Source organism: Mesorhizobium kowhaii (genome assembly GCF_042431665.1).
Lineage (GTDB): Bacteria > Pseudomonadota > Alphaproteobacteria > Rhizobiales > Rhizobiaceae > Mesorhizobium > Mesorhizobium kowhaii.
On record NZ_JBHLYT010000006.1, the window covers coordinates 75109 to 91825 of the forward strand.

Here is a 16717-nt window from a genome sequence, read left to right on the forward strand (position 1 = left end):
GGTTAATCATTCGAACGTAGCTTAACACTTGGAAACCGCTGCTCGCATAAATTGAAGTTTCATGCCCTTGCAACGCTCGAACACAGCGGACAAGTTCATTGTGGACCGCCGGAAACCTCATCGCAACAGCGATGTCGCGCGCGCGGTGCGCAAGACGCGCGACCGTCTTTCGCAGCAGGCCGGCAATCCTGATTTCGATCGCGAACTGCTGAAGCTCCATGCCCGCGCGATGACCAGCGGCGCCATCGCCATCCCGCTGCTCGTCCTGGCGATCGCGGCAGCCGGCCGGTTCACCGGCGTCGGCAATGAAATCGGGCTCTGGGCACTGTTCACGCTCGCCTGCTACACCATCGTTACCTTCATGGCACGGCGCATTGAGCGTACTGAAGCTTCCGATCTCAACCCCTTGCGAACACAAAGAGAATTGCTGATCGGCCACTTCCTGTGCGGGCTCGGCTGGGGTTGGTTCGTTTGGCTTGGCTGCAGCACTTGCCAGGTCGACCAGTTCCATGTCGTCAAGGCGGTGGTGCTGCTGGTCGCCATGGCGGCGACCGCGGTGATGACCTCATCCTTGAGCGGCGCCTTGCTGGCGACCTTTGCCGTTCCGGTGGCGCTCTACGCCTATGCCGGCGTCAAGCTGTGGATGCCGGTCGGGGCGATCATGGCTGGGCTGCTGGTCGTGTCGCTGCCCTTCTTCGTCTATGTGGCTCGCCACCTCAACCGCGCGTCCCTGATGCTGCTGTCATTCCGCTCGGAAAAGGATGCGCTGGTCGCCGAACTGGAGACGGCGAAATCGATGTCGGACGAGGCACGGCGGCGGGCGGAAGACGCCAATCTCGCGAAATCGCGGTTCCTCGCTTCGATGAGTCACGAACTGCGCACGCCACTCAACGCCATTCTTGGCTTCTCCGAGGTGATGTCGAACGAAGTGCTCGGACCAATGAGCAATCCCACCTATCGCGACTATGCCCATGATGTGCACGAATCCGGCCAGCATCTGCTCGACCTCATCAACGAGATCCTCGACCTGTCGCGCATCGAGGCCGGCCGCTACCAGCTCAACGAGGAGCCGGTGATGCTGCTCAACATCGTCGAGGATTGCTGTCACATGATGGAATTGAGGGCGCGCAACAAGGATATCCGCGTCGTCCAGGATTTCGAGCATGAGTTGCTGCGCCTGTTCGCCGACGAGCGGGCAGTGCGGCAAATCACGCTCAACCTTCTGTCGAATGCTATCAAGTTCACCGCCACCGGCGGTGAAATCCGCGTTCGCGTCGGTTGGACGGCCGGTGGCGGACAGTACATTTCGATCAAGGACAATGGTCCCGGCATCCCCGAAGACGAAATCCCGGTGGTGCTGTCGGCCTTCGGCCAGGGCTCGATCGCCATCAAGAGCGCCGAGCAAGGCACCGGGCTCGGCCTGCCGATCGTGCAAGGGCTGCTGGCCATGCATGGCGGCGAGTTCGAACTCCATTCCAAGCTGCGCGAAGGCACCGAGGCGATCGCCATCTTCCCGCTGAGCCGGGTGATGGAGGAATTGCCCGCGCTGCCGACCGCGGCGGTGGCGGCGCGGCGGCGGTAGCAGACGTCGCCCGGATACGGCGTGCCTGGCGCCTAACCCCGAACAGCCGCCGCCATGCCCGAACTGGTCAGCGCCGCCGCCTTGACCAGACCTGCGGCAAGAGCGGCCCCTGTCCCTTCGGCGTGGCTGATGCCCAGATCGAGCAACGGCTGAAGACCGAGGCGTTCGGCGGCGCGGGCGTGCGCGGGCTCTGGCGACAGGCTGGCAAGAAGGCAATGGTCGAGCGCTGCGGGGTTGGCGGCATGGAGCACCGCCGCAGCGGCCGTTGCCGCAGATCCGTCGAGCAGCACCGGAATCTTCTGCATCCGTGCGGCGAGGATGGCGCCGGCAATCGCCGCGAACTCACGGCCACCGACCCGGCGCAGCGCCTCAAACGGGTCGCCGAGATGGCCACCATGAAAGGCCATCGCCGCATCGACCACCTCCGCCTTGCGTGCCTGCATCGCCGCATCGGCGCCCGACCCCGGGCCGACCCAGTCGGCGCCCCTGCCCCCGAACAGCGCCGCAAACAAGGCAGCAGCAACGGTGGAGTTGCCGACGCCTAGATCGCCGAGGCAAAGCAGGTCGGTGCCGCCGGCGATCGCTTCCATGCCGAAGGCCATGGTGGCGGCGCAGCCGCGCTCGTCGAGAGCGGCATCCTCGGTGATGTCGGCGGTCGGGATGTGCAGGGCAAGATCGAAAACCTTCAGCCCGAGATCATTGGCGATGCAGATCTGGTTGATCGCAGCGCCACCGGCGGCACAAAGCTCGACCGCGTTGGCGGTCGCCGCCACCAGCCGTGGCGAAATGCCATGCCTGATAACGCCATGGTTGCCGGCAAAGACCGCCATCAGCGGTCTTGTCACCGCGGGTGGAGCACGGCCACTCCATGCGGCCAGCCAGGCGGCGATGTCCTCGATACGGCCAAGCGAATTGCTGGGCTTGTCGGCCTTGGCAAACAGCGTGCGCACACGGGCTTCGGCTGTTGTGTCGGCTGCTGGCAAATTGGCCAAGAGGTTGCGAAAATCATCGAAAGGCAGCGCGCTGGTCATGTCGTCGGCGATCATTCCCTGGAGTTGGTGAGCGGCATAGCCGCCTTGCGCGGTTGGCACAACCTCTTGGATCATGCTCCTGCATTTGCCGCAAAGGTCGCCCAGAAGGGCGCAATCGCGAGGGCTTGCATTGGCTTTGCGGTTGCACCATGTGGAGATGGAACAAGGGATTCCGGATGGAAACCCTCAAGAGAAAGACGTGACGGCCATCGAATCCCCGTGCATCCTGGTCTGTTCGATCGACATGAAAACCGGCTTCTGTTTCGGTTGCGGCCGCACGCGCGAGGAAATCGGCGCCTGGATCGCAATGACGCCGGAAACGCGCAGCTCCGTCATGGCTGAATTGCCTGCCCGGCTGGACACGGTCGAGCGTCGGCCGCGCCGGGAAACGCGCCGCACCCGCATGGCGCGCGAACGCGACGTGCTTTCGTGAGGCGAGCACACAGATGAACCGGCTGTTCTGGATACTGATTGCCATGATCGGGGTGGGAGCAGTCCTGCTCATGCTCAACGATTCCGGCGGCAGCACGCTCGGCGTCGAGAATTACGACTTTGGCCGGCTGATCTGGCTTGGCGCCTTCGGCGCCCTGATCGGCGCCGGCCTGCTTCGCTCGGGCAGGCCCTTGGGCGCCATGGCCCGCAACCTCGGCGCCTGGGCGGCCATCGCGCTCGCGCTGATCGCCGGCTATCAGTATCGCTACGAGCTGCAGGATGTCGCCAGCCGGGTGACCGCGGGCCTCGTTCCTGGCAGCCCGCTGGCTCTGGGCGTCGAGGACGGCCACGCCACGGTGACGCTCGACAAGGCGGATAATGGCCATTTCGAAGCGCGCATCCTGGTCAACGGCAACCCGGTGCGGGCCGTGGTCGACACTGGCGCGACCAGCACGGTGCTGACCTCCGAGGACGCCCAGGCATCCGGATTCAATCCAGCGGCGCTCAACTACACCATACCGGTTTCGACCGCCAACGGCATGGCGCGCGCTGCGGCCGTGAAGACCGATCAACTGGCGATCGGCGGCATCGTGCGCAGGGACATGCCGGTGATGATCGCGGCACCCGGCATGCTCAGTCAGAGCCTGCTCGGCATGAACTTCATCGGCTCGTTGTCGGGCTTCGATGTGCGCGGCGACCGCATGATCCTCAGGGATTGACCCCGACCCGAACGCCTCAGGCCGCTTCGGCCGCCGCTCCACCGAACTCGACGGCGGCGAAAGCCGTCTTCAGCACGTCCGGTCCGGCGCCGGGCCGAGTCGCGTCGGTGGACAGGATCTGGCGGTAACGGCGCGCGCCGGGCAAGCCATGGAACAGACCGACCATATGGCGGGTGACATGGCCAAGTCGCCCGCCCTGCTCGATATGGTGGGCCGCGTAGTCTGCCATGGCATCGATCAGCACGCCGAAATCGAACGCGTCGGACTTGACGCCGTAGAAGGCGGCGTCGACGCCTGCCAGAATGCCGGGCGTGTGGTAGGCGGCGCGGCCAAGCATGGCACCGTCGACATGGTCGAGATGCGCCCGCGCCTCTTCGATCGACTGAATGCCGCCATTGATCCCAATGAATTCGTTCTGTTTTCTGGCCTTCAACCGATAGACGCGGCCATAGTCAAGCGGTGGGATGTCACGGTTTTCCTTGGGGCTCAGCCCTTCCAGCCACGCCTTGCGCGCATGCACCCATAGCGCGTCGGCGCCGGCTTCGAAAACACCGTCCGCCAGCGCATCGAGCGCCGGCTCCGGATCCTGCTCGTCGACACCGATGCGGCATTTGACGGTGACGGGAATCGTCACCGCCGCTTTCATCGCGGCGACGCAGCCGGCGACGAGATCAGGCACTTTCATCAGGCAGGCGCCGAAGGTGCCCGACTGGACGCGGTCGGACGGGCAGCCGACATTGAGGTTGATCTCGTCATAGCCAAAGGCCTCGCCGATGCGCGCCGCCTCGGAAAGCTTGCGTGGATCCGAGCCACCGAGTTGCAGCGCGACCGGATGTTCCGCCGCATCGAAGCCAAGCAGTCGCTCGCGGGCGCCCTGGATGACCGCATCGGCCACCACCATCTCGGTGTAGAGCAGCGCACGGCTCGTCAACTGGCGATGCAAGAACCGGCAGTGCCGGTCCGTCCAGTCCATCATAGGTGCAATAGCCAGGCTATGGTCTTGATTTTTCAGCATTTTTTCTTTAACATCAAATTGTTAGAACCTGCCGAGTGCACACGAATTTACGCCAGAATACGACCCGTTTCGCCACGTTTCGATCTCTCAGTGCACACGGAGCGCACACGAGAAAATGGCCACCTACACAAAACTCTCGTCCGGTTCATGGCGTGTCCAAGTCCGTCGCAAGGGTCGCTACGTCAGTGAGACCTTCCTGCGCCGAGACGACGCACGACGTTGGGCAACCGATGCCGAACGGCAAGTCGATCGTGGCGAGACGCCGACAACGTCCCGTGTAGCGCGCCTGAAGACCTTCGGCGAACTCATCGACCTTCATATCGACGACATGTGCGATGTAGGCAAGTCCCCTCTCCGCTCCAAGGCCGCGACACTCGACATGCTGCGAAGACATCTTGGGAAGTGCAATATGGCAGCTCTCGATCGCGAGCGGCTCATTCGTTTCGGCCGCGAGCGCGCCGCTCAAGGTGCCGGACCGGTGACGCTCGTCGGCTGGCTTGCCACTGCGGTCATGGCCGTGGCTGCGGTGGGCCTCTTTGCGACGTGGTAATATGGGGCCCCGCCTCGCTGTTCGAAGTCTTGCGCGCGTTGCGTGGCCATTTTTTGTTCAGCGGAATGAATACCTCCGTGCCGCCCTCGCCAGTTGCGGCCATCCCACTCGTTTCATTGATCGTCATGGTTCTATTTCTTTCCCGTTACATGCCGAAGGCATGCCGCTCGGCATGCCTTCCAGGGGCGCGTGAGCGCGCAGAAGAGAGGGGGTGAATGCCCGGCGAGCGGAGCTGAGCTGCGCGTCGAGCGGGGCGGATGGGATCAGTTCAGAAGATGACGGGCCAATGCCCCCTTGCGAGCGGGGCGGCCCCGCTCTGAAGTAGGCGGCAATCAGGGGCGAAGGTCGCCCCAGCACAACTATTCGTCATGTCCGGCGTCGGTTCGCCGACGCCGCAGGCGATGAAAAATGGGAGAACTCTGAAGATCCCGATGTGCTGTGACGGCCAGCAGAACGGCGAACAACAAAACCAGCGCAAACGCTAGCCCAAAAACGCCCATCGCGATCTCTCCTTAGAACCCACAGAACGCTCTGCCGGTCGTAAGGTTCATCTTGAAAGCGCCTCGCCTGTTACTTCGCGAAGGATTTTCCGCGCCACGTATTCGGCGGAGGCGCCATTTCATGGCACTGAGCAAGCGTTTCCAGGATCCTGCCAAGATCACGGGGATTGGCTCGACGCCCACTGCCCCGGCATCTACCAGATGGACATCGCACCGCAGAGCGGCTGGCAAAGCTGTGTTTCGTCCAGCGAATGGTTGATAGGCATTCATTTAACTGCATGAAGTCGCAGTGCCGTGTGTCGCCGAGTGTTCTACGTCTATGAAGGCTTCCGCTTGTTTCCAGCGGCTGAAGTTGCAAGAGCCTGGCAGACTCTTGATGGCTGACAGAGACGTTGATGCGTCGTCATTCCACAGCCCATAGGGCTGCCGTCAGCTACTCTCTGGACCAAGCTCAGACCATGGTCACTTGATGCATTTGCGCTGTGAGGCACGCATCGGCGCGCTCGCCGCGGCAAATTCGACCAGAAGCGAAAATACGTCCGATGGGACTACTTCTTCACGATATTGCCGTGGTTCAGGTCGAAGGCCTGCGTGTCTCGGGCCTGCTTGTGAAAATCATCCTGCAGTTCTCCCCATTCCCCGAGATAAGCGCCACACTGGCTACAATGAATGGCCGTGTGCTCCTCTGCGTTGTTCGGGATGTCCATCAGGATCGTCCCGCACGCTTTGCAGTCCAGTTTGTGGTCGAGCCGCTTGCTGTCCATCGGTGCTGCATATCCTGTCGGTCAACAGCATTTTATCCGCAGGCTTGCACACCGTCCAGCCGTTCCAAGAGTTTTGGCCATAAGAGGCGTAACGCCTAAGCTTGGCGACGTTCTCCCGTCTCAAGCGCCGCCCACAGTTCCTCAAGGCTATTCGCGCCGTTCGCAAATGCTGACATGACCAGCCAAGCGGCATCGTCACGGCCCTGCTCGTCCGAAATACCATGGGTGAGGCAATACTCCTCCAGAGCTTGGCGAAGCATGCTAAGCTGTTCCGGTTCCGCTATTCCCGTGAATGGCATGGCCAACTCCCCTTTTGCGCTAGGGCGAAAGCGATCGACTCTTTCAATCGCCCCTATGCCGTTCGAAAGCAGGCGACGGCCCATTAGACAAAATCGGCCAGACGCGTCTATTAACAAAGACGTATGAACCGACCCCTTGTGGTAGGGCCACCCGATGGCTGACGAACCCGTTTCGCAAAAGAGCGAGGGACGGCCCGTAGTTCCCCGTCTTGTCAAAGGAACAGGCATTACTGAAGCGGAAGCTCGCGAGCTTGTCAGCTTCCGGGTCGCGCAAATTGGTCATCGCTCATGCGAGAAACCCGGCTGTTAATCCGCAAGCCTTGAATTTAGAACTGACCAGTACGGGAAGCCCGCCATTGTTGACTCGGCCTGTGCCAAACGCGTAAGTCCCGGATTGCGCATCACGTCCAAGGCGCAGCTTTTCAAATTGAAGGTATCAAAATGGACGATAAATATGCCAATGCGCGAGAGCACTTTTTCGCGGCAATTCGCACGCTAGCAGCCTCTGCCGACGCCATACAAACGCGATTGATCGACGCAAATGTGAACATTTTGCACGTCACTATCGATGAATTCGATGGTGACCGGGAGCTCAAGATCAAGTTTGCAAAGATACTGGATCTTCTGGCGATCGATCAGGATGATATGGAGGCCGTGGCTGTCGAGACAGCCGCGCATATGACTGACTTTGAAGCGGTGAAAGTCGCGGATCTGATTTGCGATTTTTATTACGAGCTCACATAATAGTCGGCGCGTTGGGCAGACCGGCGTCAGTCCCGTCTTCCCACTACCGAGGCGACGGGGCTTGGCCAGCCAAACACGCTAGGAGCGGCTGAGATCAATCCGACTGATTACAATGGTCTTGCCGGTCGATGGGTCTTTATCGATCGTCGTCAAGCGCATCCCATTCTCGCCAACTTTTTCCAGCGTCAGCTGGGCGGCACGGTCGCCATTGACTTCTTTTGCCCCATGGATGCCGAGAACCAGTGCGTTGCCTGAGCGATTGCCACTGAGGCCAGCCGGACCCGCGCTCGATCCGGTGTATATGCCCGTATAGGTTTTGCCATCCGTCTTCACGTTGGCGCCGATCGCCCGCGAGAAGACCACATAACCTGTACACTTGCCGTTAAGCGCCAAAGAGCTTTCCGTTGCGTCAGATGCAAATTTGCAGTTGATTTTGATGGGTTGGGAATCGGCGTCGACCTTGACCGTGCCCTTGCCAGCCCAGCTTCCGGCAAACGATTTCAGAAAGGCGCCGTCAGCGGCCTGAGCAGGCGCTCCAATGCAAAGCACTGCTGCGGCCAGCCATCCAATGGATTTTGTCATGATAAAGTCCTTCAATTCGGCGCAGGCGCGAGGACGATCATAGCGCAGGCGCGATGCAGATTTGAGTTCTGTCGATTATGCGTCTAGGCGCTGGCAACTGCCTTCTCTACCTCCTGGGCCGAATGGCCCGTGAGATCCTTGGCGATTTCGCCAATCAGCACGTCCGATAGTTTCTGATGATAGTGCTTGCGCAGTTCGCCAAGTGTTCGAGGAGCCGCGACGATGATCAGGCTGGCGATTTGTCCGCCGAGGACCTGTCGGTTGAGCAGCTCGGCGGTTCCGGCTGCGAAACTGTCCTCTTCGATCTGACTGTTGTCTGGGTTCGCGGCGCTGCTCTAATGGCGCGCGCCGGATCCCTTGTTCTCGTTTGCCACGTCGTCGACCACCGAGGCCGTCAGCTTTGGATTGGCCTCGTCTCCTGTGTTGCGAAATAAGTTCAACCGTTCGCCATCAGCGACTGCAACGGTCACGCCCTTGGGAATATCCATGTGAAATGCTCTCCGAAAATTGCGTCAGTCCTTTGGCTAATTGGTTTGGAGGCCTGCTGCCGTCACTCTTAACGCCCAAGCCGCCAGTGGATGCTTGGGTCTGGGCCTTTCGTCGATGCCCGGCCGACTAGGGGCCCCGCCGACCGGCCGCAAGCCCCCAAACAGCATGGGGCTTCATTGTGAGATCGGGCATCAGCTGCCTGATGTCGGATAGGCCGCATTACAGGTTGCGTTGGAACGAATGTTGTCGCGCACCGTTCGCTGAGAGATGGTGGGGACAGGGGTGACGCGATGCACGATGCTTTTTTCAGGGTCCCAGTGACCGTTGAGTTGCCAAATGGGGAACTTCGCAAGCTGTCCAGTGCGTCCGAGGCTGCGATCTTACTGATGGAGAAGTGGCCGGAAGAGCACGGCTCGATATACCGAGATGCGTTGCAGGCATGCACAGGCTCACTGGCTTCGGAGGACGATGTTGAAAATGCCCGGCAGGCGTTTTTGGCGGCTGCGGAGGAGGCAGGGCTGACCGTGCAAGGCGTGCATCACAATGAGGACGCTCCATCGCCGCGTTCGGTAGAACAGCCAAAATCCTCATACATCGCCGACGAGAAACGACGGGATCGTGGGCACAGGGAGGAGCAAGAAGACTTTCTCATCCGTTTCCTGGCGCGCGAAACCGGGATTACGGAAGCACAGGCGCGCGAGCTGATCGATATGGTCGGTACTGATCGTGGATCACTGCTGCGAGAGGCCAAAATATTGAAGGCTCAGCGCTGAAACGCCGGAATCTGGCAATCTTCCGGAAGGAACGCGCCGGTTAGGCTGATGATGAGGATGCTGGACAGCCCCACAACTTAGGTAGGTTGGCGTTCAGTGCCTGATGATGTCGTCGTGCAGTGACTTAGCCGTTTGATTGTTGAACGCCGAGGTTCCCTCGGCCGGGTCGAAACGCGTTGCGCTCGCAGTCACGTCAGGTGCCTCAACGACCGCCAGGAAAGCCGTTCATTGACTGACCAAGTATACCGGCAGTGAATTTTCATCGCCCTTGTTAAGGGTGCGCCGGCTTTCGCTCAAGCAGGCGTGACCGGACCCGCATCGCCACCTTGGCGCGAGCACCAAGTTTGATTTGAGACTGCGGGCGAACCCGCCGTGCATATGTCGGGATCGCGGCGCTAACACTCGGCATATGATCTGCGATTTTTCTCATATGCTGGATGAATTAAGCTAATGGAACCGCCAGTTCTGGTTTGCAGCATCAGAGTTTGTCCTTCGACCCTTTGCGAGTTTCCATGACGACAACCGCGGAACATCTAAAACCCCTCCTTTGGGAACCCAAGAACCTGATCCGAGCCGTCGAAGCGGCAGGCGTGACCCTGTGGTCTTGGAACGTGGACACCGATGCGTTGGCCATGGATGACCGCGCTTATGACCTCTGGGGCATACCGCGCACGACAGACGTCAAGTTTGAAGACCTTTCTGCCCACATCCATCCTGCCGACCGCGACCGAGTGCGGGCGGCCTTCAACGCCACGCGAGCGATTGTCGGCCCCTATGAGATCGACTTCCGGATCATGATCGGCGACGAACTCAAATGGATTTCGGCGCGCGGTCAAGGCGACGACGAAGGGATCGTCCAGCGGCTGATGTTCGGCATCTTCATTGATGTGACCGGCCGCAAACAGGCGGAAGAAAGCCGCGAGCTTCTGGCCGGCGAAATGAGCCATCGCGTCAAGAACCTGCTCACCATAGCCTCCGGCCTTACTGCCATTACCTCGCGTTCGACGACCACCACCAATGACATGGCGCGCGAGCTTACACAGCGGCTGACTGCCTTGGGACGGGCCCATGATCTGGTGCGGCCGGTTCCCGGACAGACCGAGGCCGCCTCGGCGCTGCTTGGCGACCTGCTCACGGTCCTGCTTGCGCCTTATGACGATCTGGGAGCGTTCAGCGGCCGCATCAGGGTGTCGGTACCAAGGATGAGCGTCGGGGAATCATCGGCAACTATCCTGGCGCTTATCATCCATGAACTTGCAACCAATTCGCTCAAATACGGTGCCTTGTCGGCTGAGGAAGGGACGCTGGATGTATCGTGCTCGGCGCAGGATGACGCCGTCACCGTCGTCTGGACAGAAAGTGGCGGACCGCTCGTTGAGACACCTGCAGGTCCGCCTGGCTACGGCAGCAGGTTGGTCGAGCGCAGCGTAACGGGGCATCTGCGCGGCTCGATCGCTTATGACTGGTCAAAACAGGGCTTGGTCGTCACGCTGAAAGTCCAGCCGCAGCGCCTCGCGCAATAACTGCGCGCTCGCCTTCAAAGGCCGAAGCTGGGTGATCGAGACCGACCTGCCCACGACGCCATGGAGGCGGAAGAACTGGCTGCTGGCCATTTCAAGTTGAGACCAGGTCGCGTAAACTTGCCGCTATGGCTGCGTTGTCATACGGCTTGGCATAAAACAGGCTCCCTTTCGGAAGGTCCGGGGCAATCCTGGGCGCAATTGGCACCGAAATAACGGGGCCAGGGGTTTTGTTTCAATTGGGCTTTTGCAAGATAAGGGCCCGCCCAGAGCGACCTAGGGGCTACCCGGCATTCAAGCAGGGCATGCAGGACTCATCATTCGGGGCCTGCTAAACTTCCGCGCATAGCGGAGAGATGTCATGCTCAACCCATCACAACAGATCATGAGGCTTGGATTCGGATTCGCCGTGTCACAGGCGCTGCGCGTCATTATCGAACTCGGCATCCCCGATCTCCTTGCTGTCAACGAGCAATCGGTGGATGAACTAGCTGCTGCCACTCAGTCAGATGCTGACGCGCTTTATCGTGTAATGCGACTTCTCGCGCCTGAAGGGGTCTTTAGGGAGGTACTGCCTCGTCATTTCGAGTTGACGGAGGTTGGTGCCGTGCTGCGCTCCGATCGGCCGGGTCCCCGAGACTTCGTCCGCATGATCAACAGCGAGGCCTATCTTGCCTTCGAGCAGCTCCTGCATTCTGTCCGCACCGGAAAGCCAGCCTTCGACAAGGTGTTCAGGAGCCCAAGGTTTGACTGGCTGTCGGAACACCCGGAGCAGGCTGCCTTGTTTCAGCGTGCCATGGTCGCCTTGAGCCAAGGCAGCAACGAGGCCGTTGCCGAAGCTTATGACTTCAAGCCGTTCACGCGCGTCGTCGACATTGGCGGCGGGCATGGCCAGCTTCTCTCGGCGATCCTGACCCGCAACCTTCATTTGAGCGGCGTACTTTTCGATCTGCCTTCGGGCGTCGCGGCAGCACGCCAGGGTGCCGGGGGCAACCTGCCGCGCACCGAATTTGTCGCCGGTGATTTCTTTGAGAGCGTTCCTGCTGGTGACGTGTATGTCATCAAGAAGGTCATTCACGATTGGGATGAAGGGCGTGCCGCGGTGATCTTGCAAAATTGCCGCAAGGCAATGCTGCCGAATGGGAAGGTGCTTGTGGCCGAGACGCTCGTGCCGCCGGGTGACGAACCGAACCAGATCAAGGGTATCGACGTGGTCATGCTCGCCGTCACTGGCGGCCTGGAGAGAACGCAGGCCCAATATGCGAACTTGTTCGACGCCGCTGGGCTGCGCCTTGAACGAGTGATTCAGACCCAAGGACCTATTTCCATCCTCGAGGCGTGCCCAGCCTAATCAAAGAAAGCCCTTCCCGGCTGCTCTCACACGACGTCCGGTTCCGCCCAATAGGCCGGCCGGGTCTTGGCCAAAGGAGACCCGACCAACACCATACTGGAATCGATCGTTGGCCAAGTCAGCGTTCCGAAAGAAGCCGATTAGAAGCGGTCCCGTGATATTGATGATGATCGTGCCCCAAGGCAGTTGGCCCCCCGATCGGCAGCGCCAGGACCGAAATAACATAGCGCGCGAGCGTTCCCAGCGCGCCAACGGCCCCTACCGCAAGATCCGCTTGTTGGCGCGAGCTGCAGCCCGCCGGTGCGGCGGGATGAGGGCGGATCCCCCTCCGCGATTGTCGCGGTAGGAGTCATCGGCCTTGTCGGCGGTTTCGGGAGAACTCCATTGCCGGGGAAGCGGAATGCCAGGCCAGCACGGCCAGGATGACGACCGCAGCGTGAGCAAGCGCCGTCAGCGAGGCCAGGCCTGCGACGCTTGCGTTCAACCGAGCGAGTTGCAGGAACACCTCGCGGCCATCGAGAATGGCCGCGACACCCGCCAGCAGAATGGCCAGCAAGAGCGTCGCGTTGCCAAGCCGCACAACGGCACGAAAGCGCATGACAGCGGCGGCGAGCAAGATTGAAATGCCGGCGAACCCCCATGTCAGCCAGGGGTTTTCGAGATTGAAGCCAAGGACCGTTTGCTCGGCGTGACCGCCCGTTTCGCCCGCCTCGATGTGACTGAGGGTTTCGCCGGCCTTGGCGCTGTCACCACCTTGTCTGGCATTCGAGCTTTCGGCTGCTTCATCATGGCCGCCCTGCTCCTGGGACCCGGCAGTTTCGTTATGCGCCGCCATGCTCGCAGGCTCCCGATGCCCGCTCCCTTCCGTGAAGACGGCGGCAGTGAAGAGAAGTGCCGAGATCGCCAGCATTGCCGACGTCCAACGGACGAGGACGACTCGATTTTCGAAAAAATCCATCAACAAGATTCCCCTTTCACACCACCATGAAGGAGCGTACTCCTTCAAGTAACTTGAGGTTCAAGGGATATTTTGCGATGAACCTTCACGTCCGCGTACTCACCATCGGCGCCCTTGCAAAGGCCGCCGGCGTCACGACGCCCACCATCCGCTACTACGAGGAGATCGGCTTGCTGCCTCCTGCCCATCGCACGGCGGGCGGTCAGCGTACCTATGACGACGACGATCTGGCCCGGCTGACTTTCATCAAACAGTGCCGGGACTTCGGCTTCGGCATCGATCAGGTGCGCATCCTCCTGGAGCTATCGATCAGCACTAGCCGCGATTGCGTCGAGACGCGCGACATTGCCCAGGTGCATCTTCACGAGGTGCGACAGAAGCTCGCCGAACTGCGCTTGCTCGAACGTCGGTTGGAGAGCTTCGTGACCCGCTGCACCGTCGCCTGTGCCGGCGGTGCCGGGCAGGACTGCGTGATCTTCAAGGATATGGCGGCGCCCTCCAAAGCCGGCGGCTGTTGCGGCTGATAAGCCAGTTGTCCGCAGGGACTGGCTAGCCATGCTTCCAAACCTTCACGGCCGAAATCACCAGGATCACAGCAAGGGCCGGCAGCAGGAATGGGCTCGGCACCACACCAAGCAGTAGGCCGCCGATGAGCGTGCCGACGATGGAGCCCGCCGCCATGACAAGCAAGAACGTCTTGTTCCGGCCGAGGACGGAAAAGCTCTGGTCTCGACTGTACCGGGTGAAGCCTACGAGCATGGTCGGCAGGCTTACCGCAAGGGAGAGGCTCCCAGCCAGTTTGATATCGGCGCCGAACAGCAGCACCAATGTCGGGATAAGCAATTCACCTCCGGCCACCCCAAGCAGTGATGCCACGACGCCGATGACGAACCCGGCGGCAATGCCAGCCACGGCCTGCGCAACCCCGTTCAAAAGGGGTGCGCCCGACCTCGCATCGTGGCCGAACATCAGAATCGTGGCGATAACGACGAGAAGAACGGCTATCACGCGATAGAGATTTTCCGACTTGAGGCGTGTTGCCCAGCCTGCCCCGAGCCACGCCCCGAGCAGGCTTCCAGCTAGCAAGTTCAGAATTATGGTCCAATGCACAGCGATTTCGGTGAACGGCACGGTGCCGGCGCGAAAGGGCAGCGCAGATGCCACAACCACAAGGCTCATCGCCTTGTTGAGGATCACGGCTTCCAGCGCGGCAAACCGAAACGCCCCGATCAGGAGCGGCAAACGAAACTCTGCGCCGCCAAGGCCGATCAATCCGCCCAGTGCGCCAATGATTGTCCCGCCACCGAAGGCCAGCGCCTTGTTTTGTGCCACGCCCAATTCCCAACCGTTCTGGGCAACATGGCATAGGCCGCAATATTCGACCATACATATCGGTTGAGGCATTAGACCGAGAACCTTCGCGGCGGAACAATTTGGCGATACCCGATCGAGCCGCCTGGGTGCGCCGTCTTTCGTCCGGCTCGACAAGGGTGACCTCGTAACCGGCGATCCGGCACTGGTGCGCCGCGTCATCTGCAAGCTTCCAAAGGTAGCGCGAATGCCATCGGTTTCCGTTGATTTGTTACGGTCGTTGCGTTAACTTGAAGCAATGATTGTTCCTACTTGGCTTCTTCTCACGTACAAAGTACCGCCGGAGCCGGCCACAAAGCGCGTTGCCCTGTGGCGGCGGCTAAAGAGCATGGGCGCGATCTATCTACAGAACGGCGTGTGCCTGCTGCCGAAGACCGACGATCACGTCCGCCGGTTGAAGATGCTTGAGAACGACGTTTCCGAGATGGGTGGCGAATCCGTCATCTTGGAGACCATCGCCCTCGACAGGGCCCAAGAGGACAAAGTGGTGTCCCGCTTCAAAGCGGATCGTGACGACCAGTATCGTGAGTTCCTCGGTCGGTGTGCCGATTTCGAAACCGAGATCGCCAAGGAGATCGCGATCAACAAATTCACCTACGCCGAGCTCGAAGAGGAGGACACCGATCTGAAGAAGCTCCAAGGCTGGCTGGCGAAGATCAAAAAGCTCGATTTTTACGACGCAACCTTAGCCAGCGAAGCCACCGAGCGGCTAAGAGGCTGCGAGGTGCTGCTCGACAGCTATGCTCAGCGCGTTTTCGACGCCCATGACGAGAACCGATAAGGACCTCGGCTGTGACGACGGGATTCGAAACGGACAGGATATCAAGGCGCAAAGCGATCTGGCGAGAAATCCCGGCAGGAATATGGGCGCTCGGTTTCGTATCGCTGCTGATGGACGTCTCCTCGGAGATGATCCATGCCCTGCTCCCCGTCTATATGGTGACAGTGCTCGGCACCTCTGCCCTCACTGTCGGCATGATCGAGGGCGTCGCCGAAGCGACGGCCTCGATCACCAAGATGTTCTCGGGAGCGCTGAGCGATTGGCTCGGCAAGCGTAAACTTCTAGCCGCACTCGGGTATGGTCTGGCGGCCTTCACGAAGCCGATCTTTCCGCTCGCTCCTTCGGTCGGATGGCTGATCGCGGCGCGCTTCATCGATCGTATTGGCAAGGGCATCCGGGGTGCACCGCGCGATGCACTCGTCGCCGATATCAGCCCGGCTCATCTGCGCGGCGCGAGCTTCGGCCTGCGCCAATCCCTCGACACAATCGGTGCGTTCTTCGGTCCGCTTCTCGCCATCGCCCTGATGTGGCTGACCGCCAATCAGTTCTCAGCGGTGTTCTGGATTGCGGTCATTCCGGGCTTCCTCTCCTTCGTCCTGATCCTTGTTGCGGTCCGGGAACCAAAACGACCCGAAGGCTTACGTCGGATCCGCATGCCCTTCAGCCGCAGCGAACTCGGCCGCCTCGGCGCGGCATATTGGTGGGTAGTGGCCGTCGCGGCCGTCTTCACCCTGGCGCGCTTCAGCGAGGCCTTTCTTGTGCTCCGCGCGCAGTCGATCGGCCTGCCGCTGATGCTGGTTCCGGCTGTGCTGGTGATAATGAACATTGCGTACGCGATTTCCGCCTATCCCGTTGGCGTTCTGTCTGATCGCATAGACCGCGTGACGGTTCTGATCGTTGGCCTGTTTCTACTCCTCGCAGCCGATCTGCTTCTCGCCTTCGCGCCGGGAGCAATCGGACTTGTCCTCGGAGTGGTCCTCTGGGGGCTGCACATGGGCTTCACTCAAGGATTGCTGGCAACGTTGATCGCCGATGCCGCTCCGGCGGAATTGCGTGGAACCGCCTTTGGCATGTTCAACCTCGTCACTGGGCTGGCGCTCCTCATTGCCAGCGTGACCGCAGGGGCCCTCTGGGATGCGACGGGGCCGCAAGGCACTTTCCTCGCAGGCGCTGTCTTTACCTTGCTGACCTTGATCGGCCTGCTCCCTGTTCAAACGCGGTTGGGTAAGCGGGAGGCGTCATGAGAATGCGCTGTC

At 60.7% G+C, this 16717-nt stretch carries 19 protein-coding genes, 2 pseudogenes and 1 riboswitch; of the genes and pseudogenes, 13 read left to right on the forward strand and 8 right to left on the reverse strand.

Going from position 1 to position 16717, the window contains the following annotated elements; translation table 11 throughout:
* Positions 1-61 precede the first annotated feature (61 nt).
* Positions 62-1582 (forward strand): sensor histidine kinase, encoded by a 1521-nt coding sequence (locus ACFFNA_RS06165; RefSeq protein ID WP_111548229.1) that lies wholly within the window; start codon positions 62-64, stop codon positions 1580-1582.
* A 32-nt stretch (positions 1583-1614) separates the two neighbouring features.
* On the opposite strand, the gene ACFFNA_RS06170 is transcribed toward ACFFNA_RS06165, so the two are convergent.
* Positions 1615-2613, reverse strand: coding sequence for a nicotinate-nucleotide--dimethylbenzimidazole phosphoribosyltransferase (locus ACFFNA_RS06170; RefSeq protein ID WP_378917325.1), 999 nt, complete (start codon positions 2611-2613; stop codon positions 1615-1617).
* A gap of 199 nt (positions 2614-2812) precedes the next feature.
* Here ACFFNA_RS06170 and ACFFNA_RS06175 point away from each other — a divergent pair, with 199 nt between their 5' ends.
* Positions 2813-3046, forward strand: coding sequence for a DUF1289 domain-containing protein (locus ACFFNA_RS06175; RefSeq protein ID WP_378916559.1), 234 nt, complete (start codon positions 2813-2815; stop codon positions 3044-3046).
* 13 nt (positions 3047-3059) lie between these two features.
* Positions 3060-3764: a TIGR02281 family clan AA aspartic protease gene (locus tag ACFFNA_RS06180; RefSeq protein WP_111548231.1), complete on the forward strand. Its 705-nt coding sequence runs from the start codon at positions 3060-3062 to the stop codon at positions 3762-3764.
* Positions 3765-3780: 16 nt separating this feature from the next.
* On the opposite strand, the gene dusA is transcribed toward ACFFNA_RS06180, so the two are convergent.
* Positions 3781-4779 carry a tRNA dihydrouridine(20/20a) synthase DusA gene (gene dusA, locus ACFFNA_RS06185; RefSeq protein ID WP_378916561.1) on the reverse strand — a complete coding sequence of 333 codons (999 nt, stop codon included), beginning with the start codon at positions 4777-4779 and terminating at the stop codon, positions 3781-3783.
* 115 nt (positions 4780-4894) lie between these two features.
* Between dusA and ACFFNA_RS06190 the strand changes: the two genes are divergently transcribed.
* Entirely contained in the window at positions 4895-5329 is a 435-nt protein-coding gene (locus ACFFNA_RS06190) for a hypothetical protein (protein WP_378916563.1), read from the forward strand.
* A 1048-nt stretch (positions 5330-6377) separates the two neighbouring features.
* Here ACFFNA_RS06190 and ACFFNA_RS06195 read toward each other — a convergent pair.
* Positions 6378-6593 carry a hypothetical protein gene (locus tag ACFFNA_RS06195; protein WP_378916565.1) on the reverse strand — a complete coding sequence of 72 codons (216 nt, stop codon included), beginning with the start codon at positions 6591-6593 and terminating at the stop codon, positions 6378-6380.
* 95 nt (positions 6594-6688) lie between these two features.
* Positions 6689-6892 carry a hypothetical protein gene (locus ACFFNA_RS06200; protein WP_378916568.1) on the reverse strand — a complete coding sequence of 68 codons (204 nt, stop codon included), beginning with the start codon at positions 6890-6892 and terminating at the stop codon, positions 6689-6691.
* A 441-nt stretch (positions 6893-7333) separates the two neighbouring features.
* Here ACFFNA_RS06200 and ACFFNA_RS06205 point away from each other — a divergent pair, with 441 nt between their 5' ends.
* Positions 7334-7636, forward strand: a complete 303-nt coding sequence (locus tag ACFFNA_RS06205) for a hypothetical protein (RefSeq protein ID WP_378916570.1) — start codon at positions 7334-7336, stop codon at positions 7634-7636.
* Between the two features lie 78 nt (positions 7637-7714).
* Here the strand turns inward: ACFFNA_RS06205 and ACFFNA_RS06210 are convergent, their stop codons facing one another.
* Entirely contained in the window at positions 7715-8218 is a 504-nt protein-coding gene (locus ACFFNA_RS06210) for a hypothetical protein (protein ID WP_378916573.1), read from the reverse strand.
* 83 nt (positions 8219-8301) lie between these two features.
* A pseudogene (locus ACFFNA_RS06215) lies at positions 8302-8706 on the reverse strand (host attachment family protein).
* 291 nt (positions 8707-8997) lie between these two features.
* Between ACFFNA_RS06215 and ACFFNA_RS06220 the strand changes: the two are divergent.
* The 3 genes from ACFFNA_RS06220 (at position 8998) to ACFFNA_RS06230 (ending at position 12351) form a co-directional block, all read left to right on the forward strand.
* Positions 8998-9480 (forward strand): DUF982 domain-containing protein, encoded by a 483-nt coding sequence (locus tag ACFFNA_RS06220; RefSeq protein ID WP_378916575.1) that lies wholly within the window; start codon positions 8998-9000, stop codon positions 9478-9480.
* 512 nt (positions 9481-9992) lie between these two features.
* Positions 9993-11003 carry a sensor histidine kinase gene (locus tag ACFFNA_RS06225; RefSeq protein WP_378916578.1) on the forward strand — a complete coding sequence of 337 codons (1011 nt, stop codon included), beginning with the start codon at positions 9993-9995 and terminating at the stop codon, positions 11001-11003.
* 358 nt (positions 11004-11361) lie between these two features.
* On the forward strand, positions 11362-12351 hold the full coding sequence (locus ACFFNA_RS06230; protein ID WP_378916581.1) for a methyltransferase: 990 nt from the start codon (positions 11362-11364) through the stop codon (positions 12349-12351).
* Positions 12352-12450: 99 nt separating this feature from the next.
* Here ACFFNA_RS06230 and ACFFNA_RS06235 read toward each other — a convergent pair.
* Positions 12451-12595 (reverse strand): annotated as a pseudogene (locus tag ACFFNA_RS06235) (FluC/FEX family fluoride channel); the annotation flags it as partial.
* 92 nt (positions 12596-12687) lie between these two features.
* A riboswitch (Fluoride riboswitch) is annotated at positions 12688-12749 on the reverse strand.
* A 2-nt stretch (positions 12750-12751) separates the two neighbouring features.
* Here ACFFNA_RS06235 and ACFFNA_RS06240 point away from each other — a divergent pair.
* The 3 genes from ACFFNA_RS06240 to ACFFNA_RS06250 are packed head-to-tail and all read left to right on the forward strand — an operon-like array spanning position 12752 to position 13833.
* A complete protein-coding gene (locus ACFFNA_RS06240; RefSeq protein WP_378916584.1) occupies positions 12752-12973 on the forward strand; it encodes a hypothetical protein in 222 nt (73 codons plus the stop codon).
* A 57-nt stretch (positions 12974-13030) separates the two neighbouring features.
* Positions 13031-13339, forward strand: a complete 309-nt coding sequence (locus ACFFNA_RS06245) for a hypothetical protein (RefSeq protein ID WP_378916587.1) — start codon at positions 13031-13033, stop codon at positions 13337-13339.
* Positions 13340-13386: 47 nt separating this feature from the next.
* A complete protein-coding gene (locus tag ACFFNA_RS06250) occupies positions 13387-13833 on the forward strand; it encodes a MerR family transcriptional regulator (protein ID WP_378916590.1) in 447 nt (148 codons plus the stop codon).
* 25 nt (positions 13834-13858) lie between these two features.
* On the opposite strand, the gene ACFFNA_RS06255 is transcribed toward ACFFNA_RS06250, so the two are convergent.
* A complete protein-coding gene (locus ACFFNA_RS06255; RefSeq protein ID WP_378916593.1) occupies positions 13859-14641 on the reverse strand; it encodes a sulfite exporter TauE/SafE family protein in 783 nt (260 codons plus the stop codon).
* A gap of 277 nt (positions 14642-14918) precedes the next feature.
* Here ACFFNA_RS06255 and ACFFNA_RS06260 point away from each other — a divergent pair, with 277 nt between their 5' ends.
* Positions 14919-15461 (forward strand): Chromate resistance protein ChrB, encoded by a 543-nt coding sequence (locus tag ACFFNA_RS06260; RefSeq protein WP_378916596.1) that lies wholly within the window; start codon positions 14919-14921, stop codon positions 15459-15461.
* 11 nt (positions 15462-15472) lie between these two features.
* Complete coding sequence (locus ACFFNA_RS06265) at positions 15473-16705, forward strand: MFS transporter (RefSeq protein WP_378916599.1); 1233 nt, start codon at positions 15473-15475, stop codon at positions 16703-16705.
* The last annotated feature ends 12 nt before the right edge of the window (positions 16706-16717 follow it).

What these genes read in the sequence shown, in the direction of transcription:
- ACFFNA_RS06165 (WP_111548229.1), top strand. Translation starts at nt 62, where the DNA reads ATGCCCTTGCAACGCTCGAACACAGCGGACAAGTTCATTGTGGACCGC.
- ACFFNA_RS06170 (WP_378917325.1), bottom strand. Translation starts at nt 2,613, where the DNA reads ATGACCAGCGCGCTGCCTTTCGATGATTTTCGCAACCTCTTGGCCAAT.
- ACFFNA_RS06180 (WP_111548231.1), top strand. Translation starts at nt 3,060, where the DNA reads ATGAACCGGCTGTTCTGGATACTGATTGCCATGATCGGGGTGGGAGCA.
- dusA (WP_378916561.1), bottom strand. Translation starts at nt 4,779, where the DNA reads ATGCTGAAAAATCAAGACCATAGCCTGGCTATTGCACCTATGATGGAC.
- ACFFNA_RS06190 (WP_378916563.1), top strand. Translation starts at nt 4,895, where the DNA reads ATGGCCACCTACACAAAACTCTCGTCCGGTTCATGGCGTGTCCAAGTC.
- ACFFNA_RS06195 (WP_378916565.1), bottom strand. Translation starts at nt 6,593, where the DNA reads ATGGACAGCAAGCGGCTCGACCACAAACTGGACTGCAAAGCGTGCGGG.
- ACFFNA_RS06200 (WP_378916568.1), bottom strand. Translation starts at nt 6,892, where the DNA reads ATGCCATTCACGGGAATAGCGGAACCGGAACAGCTTAGCATGCTTCGC.
- ACFFNA_RS06205 (WP_378916570.1), top strand. Translation starts at nt 7,334, where the DNA reads ATGGACGATAAATATGCCAATGCGCGAGAGCACTTTTTCGCGGCAATT.
- ACFFNA_RS06210 (WP_378916573.1), bottom strand. Translation starts at nt 8,218, where the DNA reads ATGACAAAATCCATTGGATGGCTGGCCGCAGCAGTGCTTTGCATTGGA.
- ACFFNA_RS06220 (WP_378916575.1), top strand. Translation starts at nt 8,998, where the DNA reads ATGCACGATGCTTTTTTCAGGGTCCCAGTGACCGTTGAGTTGCCAAAT.
- ACFFNA_RS06225 (WP_378916578.1), top strand. Translation starts at nt 9,993, where the DNA reads ATGACGACAACCGCGGAACATCTAAAACCCCTCCTTTGGGAACCCAAG.
- ACFFNA_RS06230 (WP_378916581.1), top strand. Translation starts at nt 11,362, where the DNA reads ATGCTCAACCCATCACAACAGATCATGAGGCTTGGATTCGGATTCGCC.
- ACFFNA_RS06240 (WP_378916584.1), top strand. Translation starts at nt 12,752, where the DNA reads ATGCCAGGCCAGCACGGCCAGGATGACGACCGCAGCGTGAGCAAGCGC.
- ACFFNA_RS06250 (WP_378916590.1), top strand. Translation starts at nt 13,387, where the DNA reads ATGAACCTTCACGTCCGCGTACTCACCATCGGCGCCCTTGCAAAGGCC.
- ACFFNA_RS06260 (WP_378916596.1), top strand. Translation starts at nt 14,919, where the DNA reads ATGATTGTTCCTACTTGGCTTCTTCTCACGTACAAAGTACCGCCGGAG.